The 18090-nt window shown below is 44.5% G+C and carries 11 protein-coding genes; 5 read left to right on the top strand and 6 right to left on the bottom strand.

Going from position 1 to position 18090, the window contains the following annotated elements; genetic code table 11:
* The first annotated feature begins 10 nt into the window (after positions 1-10).
* From ACFGVR_RS17995 to ACFGVR_RS17985, 3 genes are all read left to right on the top strand, one after another.
* On the top strand, positions 11-355 hold the full coding sequence (locus tag ACFGVR_RS17995; RefSeq protein ID WP_448698760.1) for a YciI family protein: 345 nt from the start codon (positions 11-13) through the stop codon (positions 353-355).
* An 80-nt stretch (positions 356-435) separates the two neighbouring features.
* A complete protein-coding gene (locus ACFGVR_RS17990; RefSeq protein ID WP_448698759.1) occupies positions 436-795 on the top strand; it encodes a YciI family protein in 360 nt (119 codons plus the stop codon).
* Between the two features lie 53 nt (positions 796-848).
* Entirely contained in the window at positions 849-2075 is a 1227-nt protein-coding gene (locus ACFGVR_RS17985; RefSeq protein WP_448698758.1) for an RNA polymerase sigma factor, read from the top strand.
* 105 nt (positions 2076-2180) lie between these two features.
* Here ACFGVR_RS17985 and ACFGVR_RS17980 read toward each other — a convergent pair whose 3' ends face one another.
* A complete protein-coding gene (locus ACFGVR_RS17980; protein WP_448698757.1) occupies positions 2181-3533 on the bottom strand; it encodes a PhoH family protein in 1353 nt (450 codons plus the stop codon).
* 1543 nt (positions 3534-5076) lie between these two features.
* Between ACFGVR_RS17980 and ACFGVR_RS17975 the strand changes: the two genes are divergently transcribed.
* Together ACFGVR_RS17975 and ACFGVR_RS17970 are read left to right on the top strand one after the other, a co-directional pair.
* Positions 5077-5493 (top strand): organic hydroperoxide resistance protein, encoded by a 417-nt coding sequence (locus ACFGVR_RS17975; protein WP_448698756.1) that lies wholly within the window; start codon positions 5077-5079, stop codon positions 5491-5493.
* Between the two features lie 90 nt (positions 5494-5583).
* Positions 5584-6426 (top strand): oxidoreductase, encoded by an 843-nt coding sequence (locus ACFGVR_RS17970; protein WP_448698755.1) that lies wholly within the window; start codon positions 5584-5586, stop codon positions 6424-6426.
* A gap of 117 nt (positions 6427-6543) precedes the next feature.
* Here ACFGVR_RS17970 and ACFGVR_RS17965 read toward each other — a convergent pair whose 3' ends face one another.
* The 5 genes from ACFGVR_RS17965 to ACFGVR_RS17945 all read right to left on the bottom strand — a co-directional run bounded on the left by ACFGVR_RS17965 (position 6544) and on the right by ACFGVR_RS17945 (position 17922).
* Positions 6544-10260 carry a glycosyl hydrolase gene (locus tag ACFGVR_RS17965; RefSeq protein ID WP_448698754.1) on the bottom strand — a complete coding sequence of 1239 codons (3717 nt, stop codon included), beginning with the start codon at positions 10258-10260 and terminating at the stop codon, positions 6544-6546.
* A gap of 129 nt (positions 10261-10389) precedes the next feature.
* A complete protein-coding gene (locus ACFGVR_RS17960; protein WP_448698753.1) occupies positions 10390-13158 on the bottom strand; it encodes a family 78 glycoside hydrolase catalytic domain in 2769 nt (922 codons plus the stop codon).
* Positions 13155-14372: a glucuronyl esterase domain-containing protein gene (locus tag ACFGVR_RS17955; protein ID WP_448698751.1), complete on the bottom strand. Its 1218-nt coding sequence runs from the start codon at positions 14370-14372 to the stop codon at positions 13155-13157. Before ACFGVR_RS17955 ends, ACFGVR_RS17960 begins: the two co-directional genes overlap by 4 nt.
* 187 nt (positions 14373-14559) lie before the next feature.
* A complete protein-coding gene (locus ACFGVR_RS17950; protein WP_448698749.1) occupies positions 14560-15642 on the bottom strand; it encodes a DUF6588 family protein in 1083 nt (360 codons plus the stop codon).
* Between the two features lie 162 nt (positions 15643-15804).
* Positions 15805-17922, bottom strand: coding sequence for a T9SS type B sorting domain-containing protein (locus ACFGVR_RS17945; protein WP_448698748.1), 2118 nt, complete (start codon positions 17920-17922; stop codon positions 15805-15807).
* Positions 17923-18090: the final 168 nt, after the last annotated feature.

Below are 18090 nucleotides of genomic sequence, written 5' to 3'. Positions count from 1 at the left end.
ATTAAACATTATGAAAGACTTTGTATTGATTTTCAGAGGCGTAAATGACGATCCGAGCAATCAGTTATCACCACAGCAAAGACAGGAATTTATGACCGACTGGCAAAACTGGATGGGCGGCATTGCAGCTCAAGATAAGCTGGCAAGCCGGGGCCATCGCCTGGGTGACGAGATCAGCACCCTTAAAGGAAACGTAGTTACCGACGGCCCTTATGCCGAGATCAAAGAAATGTTAAGCGGCCTTATCGTGGTAAAAGCCGACTCGCTCGACGAAGCTAAAGAAATGGCCAAAGGTTGTCCAATTTTAAGGGTCAACGGCAGCGTTGAAGTACGCAGCGTTGTTGTGATGAACTAAAGACATTATTTTTTTGCCGGGCGTTGTCCAATTTTAATCCGGTCGTTCGTCAGGCAGATAACAAACAAAAAATTAAGATTATGAAAGACTTTGTATTACTTTTCAGAAACGCAGGCGAACCGATGAATACGCTATCGCCTCAACAAATGCAAACCCTGATGACCGATTGGCAAAATTGGATGGGCGGCATGGCCGCGCAGGACAAACTGTCGAATAGTGGCTATCGTTTGTCGACCGAAGGAAATACGTTGAAACCAAACAACGTGGTAACCGACGGCCCTTTTGCCGAGATCAAAGAAATACTGACCGGCGTTACCATCATCAAAGCCGAAACACTGGAAGAGGCTAACGAACTGGCTAAAGGCTGCCCTATTTTACAAATCGGCGGTAGTGTTGAGGTACGCGGCATTATTGTGATGAACATGGATTACAATAAATAAGATAATCGTACAAACTAAAAGAGCCTCTTAACAAATAAGAGGCTCTTGTTTTTATGCAAAACGAAAAAGAGCTTATACCGCAGTTATATCGCGCCGAGTTCAGAAAACTGGTTTCTGTGCTATCGCGCTCGTTTGGTTTAGAGCATATTGAGCTGGCCGAAGATATTGTGAGCGAAGCTTTTTTGACAGCTGCCGAAACCTGGGGTATTAAAGGCATACCCAATAACCCTGTAGCCTGGTTGTATACTGTCGCTAAAAATGCTGCTAAAGATCAGTTGAAGCGCCATAACCTGTTCGAGGGTAAGATCACTACACAGCTACAGCACGATCATAACCCGGCTTATGAAACCGAGATCGACCTATCTACCAAAAACATCCGCGATAGCCAACTGCAAATGATGTTTGCTATTTGCCACCCGGCAATTCCACCCGAGGCGCAGATCGGCTTATCGCTGAGGATACTTTGCGGTTTCAGTATCGATGAGATCGCCGATGCTTTTTTAACCAATAAGGAAAACATCAACAAAAGACTTTTCCGTGCCCGGCAAAAACTAAAGGAAGCGCATATAGCCATTGAGGTTCCGCCTGTTTCGGAAATTGACAAACGCATAGAAACCGTACTCACCACCATTTACCTGTTGTTTAACGAGGGGTATTATTCACAATCGCACAACGCTATTTTGCGTAAGGACCTTTGCCTGGAGGCTATGCGGTTAAATTACCTGCTGTTAGAGAACCCGGCAACCAACGTGCCCGCAGTTAATGCGCTGATGGCTTTGATGTGTTTCCATTCCTCGCGCTTTGATAGCCGGCTGGATGAGCACGGCGAAGTGGTTTTATACGATGACCAGGATAGCAGCTTATGGAACCATGAACTGATAGCCAAAGGCAATTACTACCTCAACAACGCTGCTCAGGGCAATACAGCAAGCACTTATCATTTTGAAGCAGGTATTGCTTACTGGCATACCACCCGCTCACCTGAAAAATGGGAGCATATTTTACAACTGTATAACAAGCTGCTGCAACTGCGGTACTCGCCTATCGCGGCGCTCAACCGCACTTATGCACTATATAAAGTTTATGGTAAAAACGCCGCCATAATTGAAGCGGAGAAGCTCAACCTTACCAACAACCATCTGTATCATTGCCTTTTGGGAAATTTATATACCGATGAGGATAATCAAAAAGCTATTGAACATTTCCAGGCGGCAATATCGCTTACTAAATCGTCTGCTGATAAGAAGGCCATCAGGAAGCAGATGGCTAAACTTTTATGAAGAGAAATGTCATGCCGAACTTGTTCGGCATGACATCATGCAAGATCTACATTGCGCATATTTTGTACTGAGAGATCCCGAAACAAGTTCGGTATGACGGTTTATTTAAAGAAGTTCCGTCGCCAAATTTGCCAGTTCGCTGCGCTCTCCTTTTTGTAAAGTAATATGCGCATAAAGCGGATGATTTTTAGCTTTATCGATCAGGTACGACAGGCCGTTACTCTCCGCATCAAGGTATGGGGTATCTATCTGGTAAATATCGCCGGTAAAAACAAACTTACTGTTTTCGCCTGCGCGCGATATAATGGTTTTGATTTCGTGTGGTGTTAAGTTCTGGGCCTCATCAACAATAAAAAATATCTTGGTAAGCGTGCGCCCGCGAATAAATGCCAATGGTGCTATAGCTATCTTATCATTAGCTACCAGTTCATCAATTTTGGCCTGCATCTTTTCATCCTCACTAAACTGATCTTTAATAAATTTCAGGTTATCCCAGATGGGCGCCATATACGGGTCGACCTTCGATTTTACATCACCAGGCAAAAAACCGATATCCTTGTTGCTTAAAGGCACAATTGGCCGGGTAACATAGATCTGCCTGAAATCTTTACGCTGCTCCAATGCGCTGGCCAGTGCGAGCAGGGTTTTACCTGTGCCCGCATTACCTTGTATGCTCACCAATTTAATGTCGGGGTTCAGCAAAGCATGTATAGCAAATGATTGCTCAATGTTTTTTGGGCTGATATTAAAAACAGGCTGCTCAACAACTTCTTCCAGCTGCTGGGTTTGCCCGTTATAAAAGGCCGGCATAGATCTGCGTTTACCGTGCAGAATATAAAAGTGATTGTTTTTAAAATCATCGGGCTCACCTACTGCTTCAGCCGCTAAACTACCTGCTTTGCTAAACTGGGTCAACAAGGTATCGGCTACTTTATTAATGGTGGCTTTGCCGGTGTACAGTGTTTCCAGATTCTTGATCTTACCTGTCTCGTAATCTTCAGAATGCAGGTCGAGTGCTTTTGCTTTGAGCCTAAGGCAGATATCTTTTGATACCAGGATAACTTTTTTGTCGGGGTTTTCGTGCTGCAGGCTAAGCGCGGCATTCAATATCCGGTGATCAACCTTATCATCACCAAAGATCTCTTCGGCATTGGTATCCGTTTTGTTATCTACAACAACTTTAAAATGGCCTTTATTAATGCCATTTAGCGGTAGCCAATGGCTGATCAGGTTATTATGCGACAGTTCGTCCATTAGGCGGATAAAGCTGCGCGCCTCAAAATTGCGGGTATCGTTCCCGCTTTTCATATTGTCCAGCTCTTCTAAAACCTGTATGGGTACGGCAACATCATGTTCGTGAAAGTTTTGAAACGCATTATGATCATACAGTATCACCGATGTGTCCAGCACAAATATCTTTCTCCGCCCGTTGCTCTTAGTTTTGCCCTCTTTGATCATGGGCTAAAAGTAGAAAATTTGCATGATACCTTTTGGGTAAAAATACATTGTTTTAAATACAAAAAACGTTATAAATAGAAAACGGGAGGCCGCGTCTTTCGATTTGATCTCCCGTTTTTCCGGCTTACGGTCTGCCGTAGCTTCCCATAAGCAGCAAGCTCTTTGTGACTTGACCATGATGCGACCTTTTCGCCGTTATTGCTAACACCGCTGTCCGTCATCTCTTACTCCCTTTTTGTTCCCCCTTGCAGGTTATGTTTCCGGTTCGTAATACCTTTTTTGTGACATCGCTTCGTTCTTTTTCAAACTTCTTTCGAAGCTTTTCATTTTTCCTGTTGCGACTTGATGATCTTCCCTTGATCTTTAGTTCGTCCGAAAACTCCCCCGATTCAATTTCTTATCTTCCGTCAGGCTGCCAAAGTACGTCCTTCTTGTTGATTCTAATATAGGATGATAATCCATATCCGTCAATAAAAAAATGCTTGTTTTTATAAACAGGTTATTAACGTTAATTATAGGTTTATACACATTTACAAAATATGAAAACTGCTTAAATCACCAGCTAATTATTGATTGAGATAATTTAACCCACGGTTATTAACATTCGGGATTTTAACATTTTCTTACAAAAATCATAAAATAACAAACCGTAAAACGCCCGTTTTTAATAAAATGATAAAAAACTTTTGGTTAAGCGGGTGTGAAATTGGTGTTAAATGTGGGTGAGATACTCTTACATCTCATCAACGATACACGTCTTTGCGAGCGATAGCGAAGCAATCCCAAATAGGCAGGTCGAATTATGCAAATCCGCTCTGTAAGTCGGGGATTGCTTCGTCCCTCGCAATGACGCGCGGAAAGAGCAGTTTCAACAAAACCTCATAAAAAGCGAAAACGGAAGACGTCTCTTTCGATCTGTGCTTCCGTTTCCTAACTTTAAGGTTGGCCGTGGCTTTCCAAAAAGCATCAAGTTTTGTGTAGCTCTAACTGTCAATCTGATCCTTCGCCGCCCTTGCAGGTTTTGCGATCCAACGATCTTACTTCATTATTGCTTCCCTCCGTAAAGTTCGGCAGCAATGTTGTATTGCCTTGTCGACATCTTACTTTCCTAAAAATCTCTTACGAAACTTTTATTCTGAGTTCGATTTGAATTTCTTTAACTGATCCTGGTTCGTCCGAAAACTCTCCTTTTTCAATTTCCAATTTTCTGTCAGGCTGTCAAAGTACGTCGTTCTTGATGATTCTAATATAGGGCGTTATTTAACGTTTGTCAATAAAAAAATGCCGGTTTTTATAAACAGGTTATTAACCTCAATTACAGGGTTATACACAATCGCGAAAGCTTAAAAACCCACAAATCATACCCAAAAAGGCATTTACAGGTAATTTACGGTTAGGGATATTAACAGTTTGATAATCAACATATTTTAAGAATCTCATACAAAACACCTGATCAGCAATTCGTATAAACGGCGATAAGCAATTATTTTAAATGAAAAAACATTTAACCCGGTCAATTGCTGTATCAATAAAACAAGTTATCATGGAAAAATTGTATACCGCTGTAGTTACAGCAAAAGGCGGCCGCGACGGCCATATCAAATCCACCGATGGTGTTATCGATCTGGATTTGAAAGTACCAAAAGCAATGGGCGGCACCGAAGATGGCTATGCCAACCCCGAACTGTTATTCGCCGGTGCATGGGGAAGCTGCTATCTGGGCGCTTTAGGATCGGTTGGTAAACGCGATGGCGTGGATGTGAGCGGGGCCACGGTTGATGTACATGTAAGTTTTAATAAAGAAAGCGAATCATCTTTTGCCTTATCGGCCGAATTGCATGTGCATATACCGGGTATTGATCAGGCGCAGGCCCAAAAACTGGCCGATACCGCACACCGTGGCTGCCCCTACTCAAAAGCCACACGCAACAACATCGATGTAAAAGTTATTGCCGACTAAATTATTTGACCGGCAGGCATTAATTGAACTTGCATTGACAAATATTTAAGAAGCTTGCCGTTACTTTGGCAAAAAATACAAATAGCATAAATGAGTAAAGTATGGTTTATAACTGGCTGCTCTACGGGTTTCGGACGGGAGCTGGCCAAAGAAGTTTTAGCATTGGGTAACCGTGTGGCGGTGGCCGCGCGTAACACCAATGATGTTGCCGATATTGTTGCCGGTTACCCGGATACGGCCATCGCTGTAAAGTTAGATGTAACCAAAGCCGACGAAATAAAAGCGGCCACGGCCCAGGTTAAACAAAAATTTGGCCGTATTGATGTGCTGGTTAACAATGCCGGCATAGGTTATTTTGGCGCTATCGAAGAAAGCGAAGAAGACGAAGTGCGCCGCATGTTCGAGATCAATGTTTTTGGGTTAGCTAATGTAACCAATTCGGTTTTGCCGGTAATGCGTGCACAGCGCAGCGGGCATATTGTTAATATCGCCTCGATAGGTGGTTTGGTTGGTTTCCCCGGGGTTGGTTTTTACAACGCCACCAAGTTTGCGGTTGACGGTTATTCGGAAGCATTAAGCAAAGAAACCGCACCATTAGGCATCAAAGTAACGGTAATCGCGCCAAGCGGTTTCCGTACCGATTGGGCCGGCCGTTCGGCAAACAACAGCAAGATCATCATTGATGATTATAAAGAAACAGCCGAAGCCAACAAAAATGCCATCCGCGGTTACAGCGGCAAACAACCCGGCGACCCGGTTAGGGCGGCCAAAGCCATTGTAAAAGCGGTGGAATCTGAAAACCCGCCACTGCGTTTGTTACTGGGTGCGGCTGCATTAAAAGGCGCGCGCAACAAACTGGAGCAATTAAAAAAGGATATCGATACCTGGGAAGAAACTACCGTAGGTGCAGATTTTCCGGCGGATGAACAATAATAAAATTGATTGTCATTGCGAGCGATAGCGTGGCAATCGCACGGAAACAGAGCGGATATACAGGGCGAATATGCCTACGTGCGATTGCTTCGTTCCTCGCAATGACAATTTTAACCACTAATTCTGCCCCGTTTCACTGATATTCTTGGCATTTTCAATGATCTTAACCGGCCCCATCAGTCCTGCCGGCAGTAACTTTTTACCCTCTAACCTATACGGCGCCGTTGTTGATGTAATGCGTTTATTCTCCGGCAGGTTATGGTCTCCTATCAGGCGGTTGGCCCAGGTATTGGTTACTTCTACTTTCAGTACATTTTTACGGTCTTTCAGTGCCTTGGTAATATCCACACGGTAAGGGGGTGTCCAAACTGTACCGCAACGAATGCCGTTAACGCTCACATCGGCAATGTTATATAAATTACCCAGATCAAGCCATACGCGGCCATGCGATAAGGTATAGTTCCACTCAAAATTCTGCGTATAAACGGCCGTACCCGAATAATTGATCACTTCGGGATAATCGCTTTTGCTCCAATCGGTTAATGTGGTCAGTACTACAGGTTGTTCGGGCCCGCCCAGTTTAGGGTCAAACTGTACGCTCCATACCCCGCTTATTGTTTTTATAGTGCGATACTCGGGCCAGTTGGCGCCGCGATTATTATCTTTTGATGATGGTTTACGCAGCACAATAAATACCGAACCATTCGGGTGAAAGTTGAGCGTAAAGTTGGTGCGTCCGTTTTCATGGCTCCAGTCGTTTAGCTGGTAAGTTTCGCCGGTCATCGGGTCCCAAAGTTCGGGCTCCTTATCAGATACCCGTAACGATATATTGACCGTGCGCTCCATATTTTGCTGGTTGGCGATAAAGTAGATATCAAAGTCGGGGCCGGTGCGGTGTGTCCAGGCTATATCCGGCACGTAGTTATCCAGGCTATCCGATGGAATGATATCCTGCTCAATACCCAGGCCATCAAAGGTATCTTCTTTATAAGGCGCCTTAATTGCACGGCCCCAGTATTTTGGTTTTAAAACAGATGACAGCCCCGGTGAGCTTAACGGCTGCCCGTTGATGATAATGGTAGCACCCTCGTTTACCAGTTGCGATATTTTATCAGATACCTCCGGCGACATCAGCGTTCCGCCATCAGGCGACATTTTGGTTGCTCCCGGCAATATCAACACACCATAGCTTGCACCGCCCGGCAACTCTATCCGGCCATTTTTAACGGTCGCTAATCGCAGTAAAGCATCGCGGTTAAAGCTATCGTAAGTGTATCCCCGCAAAGGGTCGACCCAGTTTTGCGGCTCGGCCATATTTGCCGACGACGTTACCCCATCGGGTATCACGTGCATGGGTTGACCTTCGTTCTTTAAACGTTTGGCTTCGCTTGCAACAACCTCGTCCCCAAAAATTCCGGGTAGCAGGCTTACCAGTCTATCCGGCAATACGGCTCTTCTTGGTGTTTCTTCACCGGTAAATACGGCTACATCAGCAACCGGTTTACCCATTTGCAGCATAGTTTGGCAACGGGCAATATAGTCAACCCAGGCTTTGCCCGGTTTCCACCAGGTTTGGTCGCGCTGAAAGTACAGGCCCACCCCATCCAAGGTCATCCCCGGTTTTTTATCAAGCCAGGGGTTTTGGTTAAATACGTGGAATACAAATTTATTTACCCCAAGTCCGAAATTACGGTCGGCTAAAGTCTTCAGCATTCCGGGGTGTTCATCACAGGCCATGCGCACCTCGGTAAAAGCTTCGGCCTGTATAATGTTTTTGCCATAAATATGCCCGCCCGAAACCGCATCTAAAATATCGTTCGGCTTATCGTGAGTAGGGCTGCGCAGCCAAAACTCACCCATGGGCAGGTCAACTTCTTTATAATGCAGCATGCCGTCGCCAACCATGGTAGGCGCAGTTGCTTCGGCGCTAAACTGAAAGCCTTTTTCGTGTGCCAAACCGGCCATGGTTGCATAAAATTTATCAACCAGCAATTCGCTGATGGTTTGCCTTACATCGTGCAAAAATTTCTCAGATACATCGGCGCTTTGTACCGGCACGCCGGCCATAGCAGGTAAATATGGTAACAAATCATACCCACGGCGCTTTTTAAACTCTTCGGCAAATACCGGCGACCAATTTTGGCTGCCGCACTCCCAGCTATCTACGTGGAATATTTTCAATACGCGGGCAGCAAGATCGGGGCCGGCCTGTTTAACTGCTTCGCCAAACCAATTGTTAAATTGCAGTTTGATCGCTTCAGGGTTAAACTTATCGCACTCCAAACCTTTACCTGCACCGCCGGTTTCGTTGGTATGCCCGGTAGAAGTATGCCCCATCCGTAAAATAACCCATTGCCCGTTAGGCGCTGTCCAGTTTAAACGGCCGTGTGCATCTACGTATTTAGTAATATCGATAATTTTATTTTTGGGAATGCATGCCGCATCGGGTATTTCGGTAGCCGTGGTACGTTTGGCTACGCGCCATACCTGTCCGCTTTTACCCTCAAACTGGTTAATACGTGGTGCGGATGATAACTCAATGCCTGTGAGCTTTAAATTAGGTTTCCATTTGGCAGTTTCCAGGTCCTCTGCTCCCGGCTCTGATCCAGTTTTTTCATATACAAAACGGTAATACGTGGCAGTAACTGGTTTAATGGCATAGGTATTTGGCGCATCGCCATCCTGCCAGCCACTGCGGGGCGGTTCCAGCTGGGTATGCTTTCTGAAAGTATGCCCGTCATCACTTACTTCTATGATCAGCCGTTGCGCTTCATAATTACCGCTGCTGGGGTGTATGGTTATTGAGCGACAGGTAAAAGGCATATCAAACGCGTATTGTATCCAGCAGGTGCTGTCGCTGCTAAAGCTCTTTTTGTTGCCCGGCGTAGCTAAATATTGAACATCCGTACCGGTTTTACTGGTGCTGATGTGTGGTTTGCGATTTTGCGTATTTGTTTCCTGGCCAAAATCAAGCGGGTAAGCGTACACGGCAATATCCTGGTAATAACCATTGGTGGCCTGCGGTTTTGGCAGGGTATCATTAAACAGGGTATTGCCCGGCACCATCACCTGCGACCATACTACCTTCTGCATCGAAAGCTCCGGCGTTATCCACGGCCCGCCGGCTACGGCAAAACCATCACAATCGTGCAGTGCCAGTTTAATGCCCATTCTGTCGGCCTCGTTCATGGCATATTTTACCATTTGCCACCATTGCGGTGTTAATTGTACAACGGGTTGGCTTATTAATGGCTGGTTGTTTTGTACACCTTTAATGGTCATTAAATATGCTCCGCCGATGCCGTTGTCACGCATGGCTTCCAGGTCGGCAGTGATACCCTCCTGAGATACCGCGGCCTGATCCCAATACCAAAATACCCAGGGTTTGGCGCCTTCGGGCGGATGCTGAAAGGCGTTACGCATATCCGAATTATCGGTTATGGGCTCCAGGTCGTTATGCTGCGTTTCGGTATAATGCATCACCCTGAAATGCTCCTTAACATGATGCCCATGTCTGCCCCGCGATGATGATTCGCGACTATGACGCCCCTTTTTTGAGCTTTTGCTGTGACTTGAACTACTGTGTGAAGATTTGCTTTTGCTACTGCCTGTTGATTTTTTATGGCTGCTGCCTGATGAGCTGTGGCTTGATTTTTTACCCGAACTTTTTGAGCCCGATGAAGAATGACTTGTTTTGGAAGAATGTGAACTTCCGGATGATTTTTTACTTGTTTTTTTATGCTGTGCAACCACCGGATAAGTGCTGATGATTACCCCGGTTAAAAACAAAACAATTAAGCGCAATAAAAATTTATAGTTAAGTTGTGATCGCATATCGAATTTCATACCCATTACTCACCGCCGTTTTAGTCCGGTTTTACGTTTCGGGCGGCAATATATAAAAAGTATCATAAAACGGCTAAAACACACGGTTATTTAACATATCCGGTAACAAGTATGGCCTTAACTTGCGCTTACGCTAAAGTTATAGTTACCACTTCCTACTTTGATCACTGCCCAACCGTTTTCTATTCTCAATAGCTTATTATTTCCGGATAAAGCTTTTCCACCCTCTGTAATTTTTGACGCCGCTGTTGCGGGAAGATAAACGGAAGCGGTTGTATTGGCCGGAATAGTTACTGACAGATCAAAGCTGCCTGCCGTCTTTTTCCATTCGCTGCTGATGTTTCCATAAACCGAGTGATAATTTGCTTTTGCCGATGTAACATCGCCTACAGGCTCGGGGCGGATCACAATTTGTTTGTAAGCCACAGCACCGTCCGGAAGGCGGATTCCAGCCAGGCCCTCATAAAACCATTCCATAATGTGCCCAAGCATTAAATGGTTATTTGATACCGATGGTAATGCCTGCCACGATTCAGTGAGGGCGGTAGCGCCTTTAGCTAATTGGTAGCCATAACCCGGTACATCGCTGCGGTTGTTCATATCAAATATCACATCCGAACGGCCTTCATCGCCTAATACTTTAAGCAGGTACCGGTAACCGATATCGCCTGCCGTTAAACTATTGTTACGGCTGCGCAGGTCTTTCACAATATGATCGATCACGGCCTGTTTATATTGCGGTTCAACCAGTTTCATGTAAACGGCAATGGCATTTGCAGTTTGGCTGCCGGTGCCATATTCCTTAGTTTCGGTATTAAAAAATGCTTTGTTAAATGCCGTGCGAACCATGATTGCCTGTTTAGTATACCGGACAACATCGGCAGGCTTATTCAACATTTGTGCTATTTGGGCAAGGATATCGAGATCGTAATAATAAAAGGCCGTTGCCGTAATACCTTTTGGCGTTAACTGCGATACCCCCGGATGTTTCGGCCCCAAATCATACCAATCGCCTAAACCTTCTGTTAAAATGCCTTTATCCGATAATTTATCCAGGTATGCCATATAACGCTGCATCATGCTGTAACTACCGGCTAAAACCTGCTTATCGCCGTACCATTGGTACACATACCATGGCAATAAAACGGCAGCACTACCCCACTCCGGCGAGTCGCGGAAGCCATCGCCAAATACGGTAAATTCGGGTGCAATTTCGGGGATCAAACCATCCGGCGTTTGCGAATGCTGCATATCGCTGATGGTTTTTTTGAAAAGATTGACCAGGTCATAATTGTATTGCAGTGAATTCCCCATCAGGTGATCCTGCTCCAGCCAACCCAGCTTTTCGCGGTGCGGGCAATCGGTAAAAACACTCACCATATTACTTTTAGCAGCCCAGTCAATCAGCGTATCAGTTTTATTAAATAAGTCGTTTGAGCAGGTAAAATTGCCAACTTTAGTTGCAGCATTTTGAAAATGCATTGTTTTTACATACACCATTACCGGCTTATGTTCCGGATTTTTTTCTCCCGCCGGCACGGCGCCCTCTATTTGTAAATACCTAAATCCGTAATAGGTGAATCTTGGCTGCCACCACTCTTCAAACGGGAGTCCTTTTAAAGTATATTTATAGCTATAAGATCTGCCGGTATTTTTTTGCGTGGCCATTCCCTGATCGTCCAACAATTCGGATGGCGTTATTTTAACTGTATCGCCCCTGTTACCCTTGATCAAAATTTGCGGTATGCCCGATACATTCTGTCCCATATCGTAAACCCACACGCCAGGTTTAGGCTGTGTTATTTTTTTTGAATCAAGCACGTCGGTTACCTTTAGTGGCTCTTCCATTTGCGCATTTAAGGCAGGCGGCCCCTCGGTAACCAACGCGTTTTTCCAATGGCTATCATCAAACTTATTCAAATTCCAGCCCTTTTGATCCAACGTACCGTCAAAATCTTCACCGCCGTATATCGCCGAAAAGGTTATAGGGCCAGGCGCTGCTTTCCATAACTCATTACTCACTAAATTTTCTATTGTGCCATCGGCATACTCAACCAATAAACGACAGATCATTTTTGGATAACCATAAGCAACGGTTAATTTGCGGTACCTGCCGCTGGGCGTAAAATAAAATCCATTTCCCAGCATTACACCTATCGTATTTTCGCCTGTTTTTAGCTGTTGAGTTACATCAAAGCCTGCGTACAGCGCCTGCTTTTGATAATTAACCCAACCGGCATCTAAAAAGTGATCGCCAATTTTATCGCCGTTAAGGCTCGCCTCAAAATGACCCAGCCCCGAAATAAAAAGGGTAGCGTTTTTAACCGGTTTAGTTACGTTAAAGCTTTTGCGAAGTATGGGTAGAATATCCTTGCCTGGACTTTGTTTTTTTGCGCCTTTCGGCGGAATGCCCGGTAATATCCGGTTTGAATCGGGCATCGTTTCATAAGCGATCCATTTTGCCCCTTTCCAATCGGCAGCGGTTAACAAGCCCATTTGCCATTCGGCAGGTTTGCTCCATGCAGACTCATGGGTTTTATTATCCCAAACTCTTACCTTCCAATAGTATTTTTTTGCAGGTAAAAGCTTTTTACCTGCATACATAACCTGTATGGAAGCAGCAGAGTTGATTTTATGGCTATCCCAAATGTTGCCTGTGTTTTTGGTGAGCAGCGCAACATTATCGGCAACCAAAATATGGTAAGCGGTTTGCAAAGTCGCGCGCGCGTCCGACTGTATTTCCCAGCTTAAATGCGGCGTTACCGGTTCAATTGCTATCGGGTTGGTTTTATATTCGCAGCGTAAGTTAACAACTTTTAAAGTTTGTGCAAACGAAGGCACTACGTCGGCAAATACCAGTACCACAAGTAAATATTTCCTCATCATTTGGTTGGTTTCTTTAAGTATTGATCGGCAAAGTTTAAATATTGTGTCCAATCAAAATCGGTAACGTTATGTGTGCCTGTACGGATATGATAGGCTATACGGCCCACAACAGGCGTATTTACCGGCGGCATAATGGCAACCGGCAATCCGCTTGTGCCCAATAATTTATAAACCGGGCTGGCAGCTAATGCGCCCATAAATTCGCCCTTGGGGTTTGAGTTCAGGTCGCCCTCGGCACTGGCGACATATATTGGCCTTGGCGCAACCAGCGAAATAACCATATGCTGATCGAATGGCAAAATAGAATCCTGATCGGTATACTTTTTAAAATTATTGCAAAACCAGAACGGGAATTTTGTGGATAACCTGCGGATGCCCTCTCCTGCCGTTTCATGAAACAGTTTTGCGCCCCCGGCACCCGATTCATTACTGATCACCAAAGCAAAACGTTCATCGGTGGCACCGGCCCACAAAGCAGCCTTACCCAATCGTGAAAAGCCAAAAACCGCCACATGTTTGTTATCAATAGCTTTATCCGTTTCCAGGTAATCCAGTATCCGGCTCAGGCCCCACGCCCATGCGCCAACTGTTGCGAAATTATCCGGCCGGTTTTCCAGTTCGGGATACATCGGGAAAATACCTTCATTTAAATTGTGATCATGATCTGGTGCAATATCGCCACGGTAAACCGTCGCTACGGCATACCCCTTATCCATGATCATTTCCAGGGGCCATTGGGCGGCGTTGGTTCCGCGCATGGCTTCGGTGGCATGGTTATTTATTACATTTTTGCCTTTATCAAACCAACTGGTTGAAAGTTTAATGGCCGGATCGCTATTAATAGCGTGGTTACCGTCAAAGTTTAATCCCGCTATAGCAGGAACAGGGTGCTTAACGTTATTAGGGATATACAGCAAAATATCCATTTGCGGGCCATCGGGTTTACCGTTAAAATAAACGGTTATTTGTTTACGTGTGGCTTTACCATTCAATGCTTTAGTATCAGTATCAAAAACCTTAAAGGTCATATCTTTGGGCCTTCCGGGCAACTGGCCATACATTTCCTTTTTAAATAGCGTTAACAGCTCCGGCCGGCGCTCATTAAACCATTGTTTTGCTGTAGTTACCTTTTTACCATTGTTCATGGTTAAAACACCGGGCAATGCAGTAGTTTGCTGGGCGGATAACTTAAAATGGAGAACAGATAATACCATTGCAAAAGCAATGAGGATTTTTTGATATACCGGCATTCAGGGTGTTGGTGTATTGGGTTTATATAACAAATGTAAATATCCCCCCGGTATACACGTAATATTTATTTGCCACATTTTTGTATTAAACTATCATTAAAACAAAAAGCCCCGGGGTTTGTCCGGGGCTTTTCATACTGATCAGAGAAACTTAAAAGCCTAAGCCAATACCCGCGTTGGCCGATTGGTATTCGGCAAAGCTGTAAGAGGCATATATTTTAAAGAATGACAGGCTTAACTTAAACCCAATATCGGCACGCATACTGCTTGTACCTGCAGCAGAGCCATTGATTGTGATTGGATCATGTACACTGGTGTAGATCGGTTTACCATTACCAGCCGTACCAACGGCAACGCCTGTAACAAATGGATAATTGCCTTTAAAGCCAACGTCGGTTGAGCTTGTTGAGTAGCCAACAGATACAAACGGTGTAAAAAACAATAGCTTTTTAGAAAGGATCACCTGCGCGTTCCAACCGCTGAAATTTCCTTCCAGGGTTTGATTACTAAAATCGGTATTGCCGCTTACACCACCATTATTTGCATCGGGTTTTACATCCATAGGCTTATTGTACGTTAATTTGGTATAACCAACAGCTATAGCCAGGTCAAACGGAACCAGGTGGCTGGCAGTACCAAAATCCTGCGCAATATTGTGCTTAAACCCTATACCGAACGAACCAACCGAACCAAAGTCGTCACCAAGTTTGGTAGTAGGTATTAATCGCAGGCTTACATCAGTATTTTTAATTAAACCAATAGTTAATTGTAACTGAGGAGCCGGTATATAAGAGATAACCCCGCCAGGCAATGTTGTTTTGTATTGATAATTTGGATCATTCGGGTGGGCAGGGTCCGACACTGTTATTGACTGCCCGTTGCCCGTATCACCGCCAAAAGTTGGCGTAATGGTTTTGTTAGGATCGGTAGCCTTAACACTACTCGACAACCCTAAGGCTGCAATATCGAAGGTTTTATCAGATTGAGGAACCAGGCTGGCCGATGCACTTATCCTGATATCAAAGTGTAAAAATTTTTGAGTACTGGCTGTATTGGCCCAGCCGCCGTTTAAACTGTTGCCAAACCCTTTAAATAAAGGAAGCGTATAAGCGTTTAGTAACTTGTTAACATCATCGGAATTACCTTTAAAAATGCCGGAAATATCGTCATTTTGTGCGCTTGCCTTAAAACTTACAAAGGCTGTAAATAAAATCAGGGTAAAGATTTTTTTCATGGTTATAAATTAGTTAGGTTTCAATTCAATTAACAATATTACAATTAAAGTTAGTTATTAAGCTCCAATTTTCATTTTTTTTCAAATAACAACCGCGTAAAAATAATTCTTTCTAAATTTCTTTAATTCAAAAAAACATTTATTTCACAATACTGAATTTTCTCAGCGTACTATGCTGATGCTGCCTGAGCGGGTAAGATTGGAATTGCTGTATGTATCAAATGCATCAAAAACCCAGTAATAGGTGCCAAGGGGCATAGCTTTGCCCTTATAACTGCCGTCCCATGCCTTATTAAGATCTGTGGTTTCAAAAAGCAGCTGCCCCCACGAACTGTATATTTTAAAATACTTTAATTTGATAGAAACAGGCGCTTTAAATTTAAACACGTCGTTCACGCCATCGCCATTAGGCGTAAAAACATTTGGCCCGAAATCAATATCGGCAGGTTTACCTATAATTACTTTTACAGGATAAATTGTACTGCACCCCGTGTTTGATACCTTAATATAATAGGTTGCCTGCCTTGATACAGCAGTGGCATTTGCTAATGAAATAGTGGCGGCGGCATCGTGCCAGTACGTATAAGTTAAACCGCTTTGCGGCGTGTAAGTAGTGCTTAGATCAACCGTTTCCGGAAATACCACGGCCGGCGGATTAGTTATTGTGGCCACAGGTACCGGCCTTACATCTACATTAACAGGAGCAATTGTTGTGCAACCGGTACTATTAATAGCTTTGATATAATAAGTGTTGCTAACTGTTACATTGCCGGGCGTATTAAAAATGTGGGTACCAGCAGCATCCAGCCAGTAGCTAAGCGTAAGGCCGGCGTCGCTTCCGGCTATTACCTCAGGCAGGGTCATATCAACGGTTAAACACCCCGCAGGATGATGAATAACCAGGTTGGGCTGATCAACTACTGTTACTGTTACCGGCTTAGTGACGCTGCAAAAACTGTTGTTGGCGGCCTTAATATAATAGGTGCCCCCGGTAGTAATCGCGGCAGGGTTAGCCAGTTTTTTAGTAGCTGCCAAATCCTGCCAATAGGTAAACGTCAAACCCGGGTCGCTGCCTTTGGTTATTGCAGGCGCCGTAATATCAACCACGTTAAACTTGCAAACCGGCGCGGGGTCGGTTACTGTCAGGCTCGATGTGCCAAAAACAAATAACCTGACCGGTTTGACTACCGAACAGCCACCGGGCGTGGTCGCTTTAATATAGTATGTGCCGCTGGTTGTAATGTTTTGCGGGCCTATAACTCCCTGGGTACAGGCGGCATCGGTAAAATAAGTATAAGTAAAATTTAAATTACTGCCTGCCGTTACCAGAGAATCGGTGAGATCAATCCCTCTGGCCGAACATGAGGCTATCGTATCCTTTACCTTAAATACTATTGGCTCTAAAGGTTTTATCGTGGTATAAATAGTGTCTTCGCAGCCAATACCCGGAAATGGGACTATCCGCACAGCATACTGAGTACCTATTGGCGGGGCCGGACTGATATTAAGTGTATTGGTATTCCCGATAGCATTTTTAAGATCATTGCCTGTATACCAGTAATACTCTTTAAACCCCGATGGGGCAGCCAATGTTATTTGCGATGCGCCTGCTGTACAAAAAGTATTGCCCGATACCGGCGATGTACAATTTTGATTTACATCAAGATAAGCGTATCCAAAATGCCCCCCAAGGGTACAGTTATTGGTTGCAAACTCCAACCTTAACGTTTTGCCCGAAAACCCAAGCAAATTGATCGTAACTGCAGACCAATCTTTGTAATACACATCCCCGACATTTTTAAAACCCGGCAGGCCAGACGAGGCCACAAAATCGAAATCGCCGCAGGTAATGTATTTACCGCCGGTTACATCATACACTTTTGCCGTAAACCGTGGCTGCTGGTATGTCTGATGGTTGGGGTTTTGAAAAACAACGGCATAATAATATATTAAACTATAGTCGGGATTGTTGGCCGGAATTGTAAAGGTATAGGTTAACTGCTGCGCCTTGTTTGTACCTGTTGTAGTATTACCGAGCCTCACACAGGTGCTGCTGCCGTTCGGACTCGCTATCGGAAACTGACCATACGGGTCAACTAATTTATCCTTACTAAAAAAAAGTGTATGTACATCCGAAAATATGCCTTGCTGAGTAAAAAGAAGGCTGCCGTCAACATTGCTGGCAATACCTTTTGCCCCGCTCCAGTTTTTAAAGGTACCAAAATCAAATCCAATATTTTCGGGGCATTGCGCTTTGGCAATGTTGATCAAAAGCAACATTATCACCCCGAATATATATGCCCTGGGATTTATCATCCTGCTACAACAACTTATTATCAATTGATAAAGTTACTACAATTATCCGTTTTTCAGCGGTCAATATTGCTCTCTATTCTTCCGGGGGCTGCTTATTCATTGATTTATCCAATTACAACAAAAATTTTACTT

This window comes from Mucilaginibacter aureus (assembly GCF_053514885.1).
Note: the sequence above shows the minus strand (reverse complement) of the source record. Positions and strands in the feature narration are given on the sequence as shown.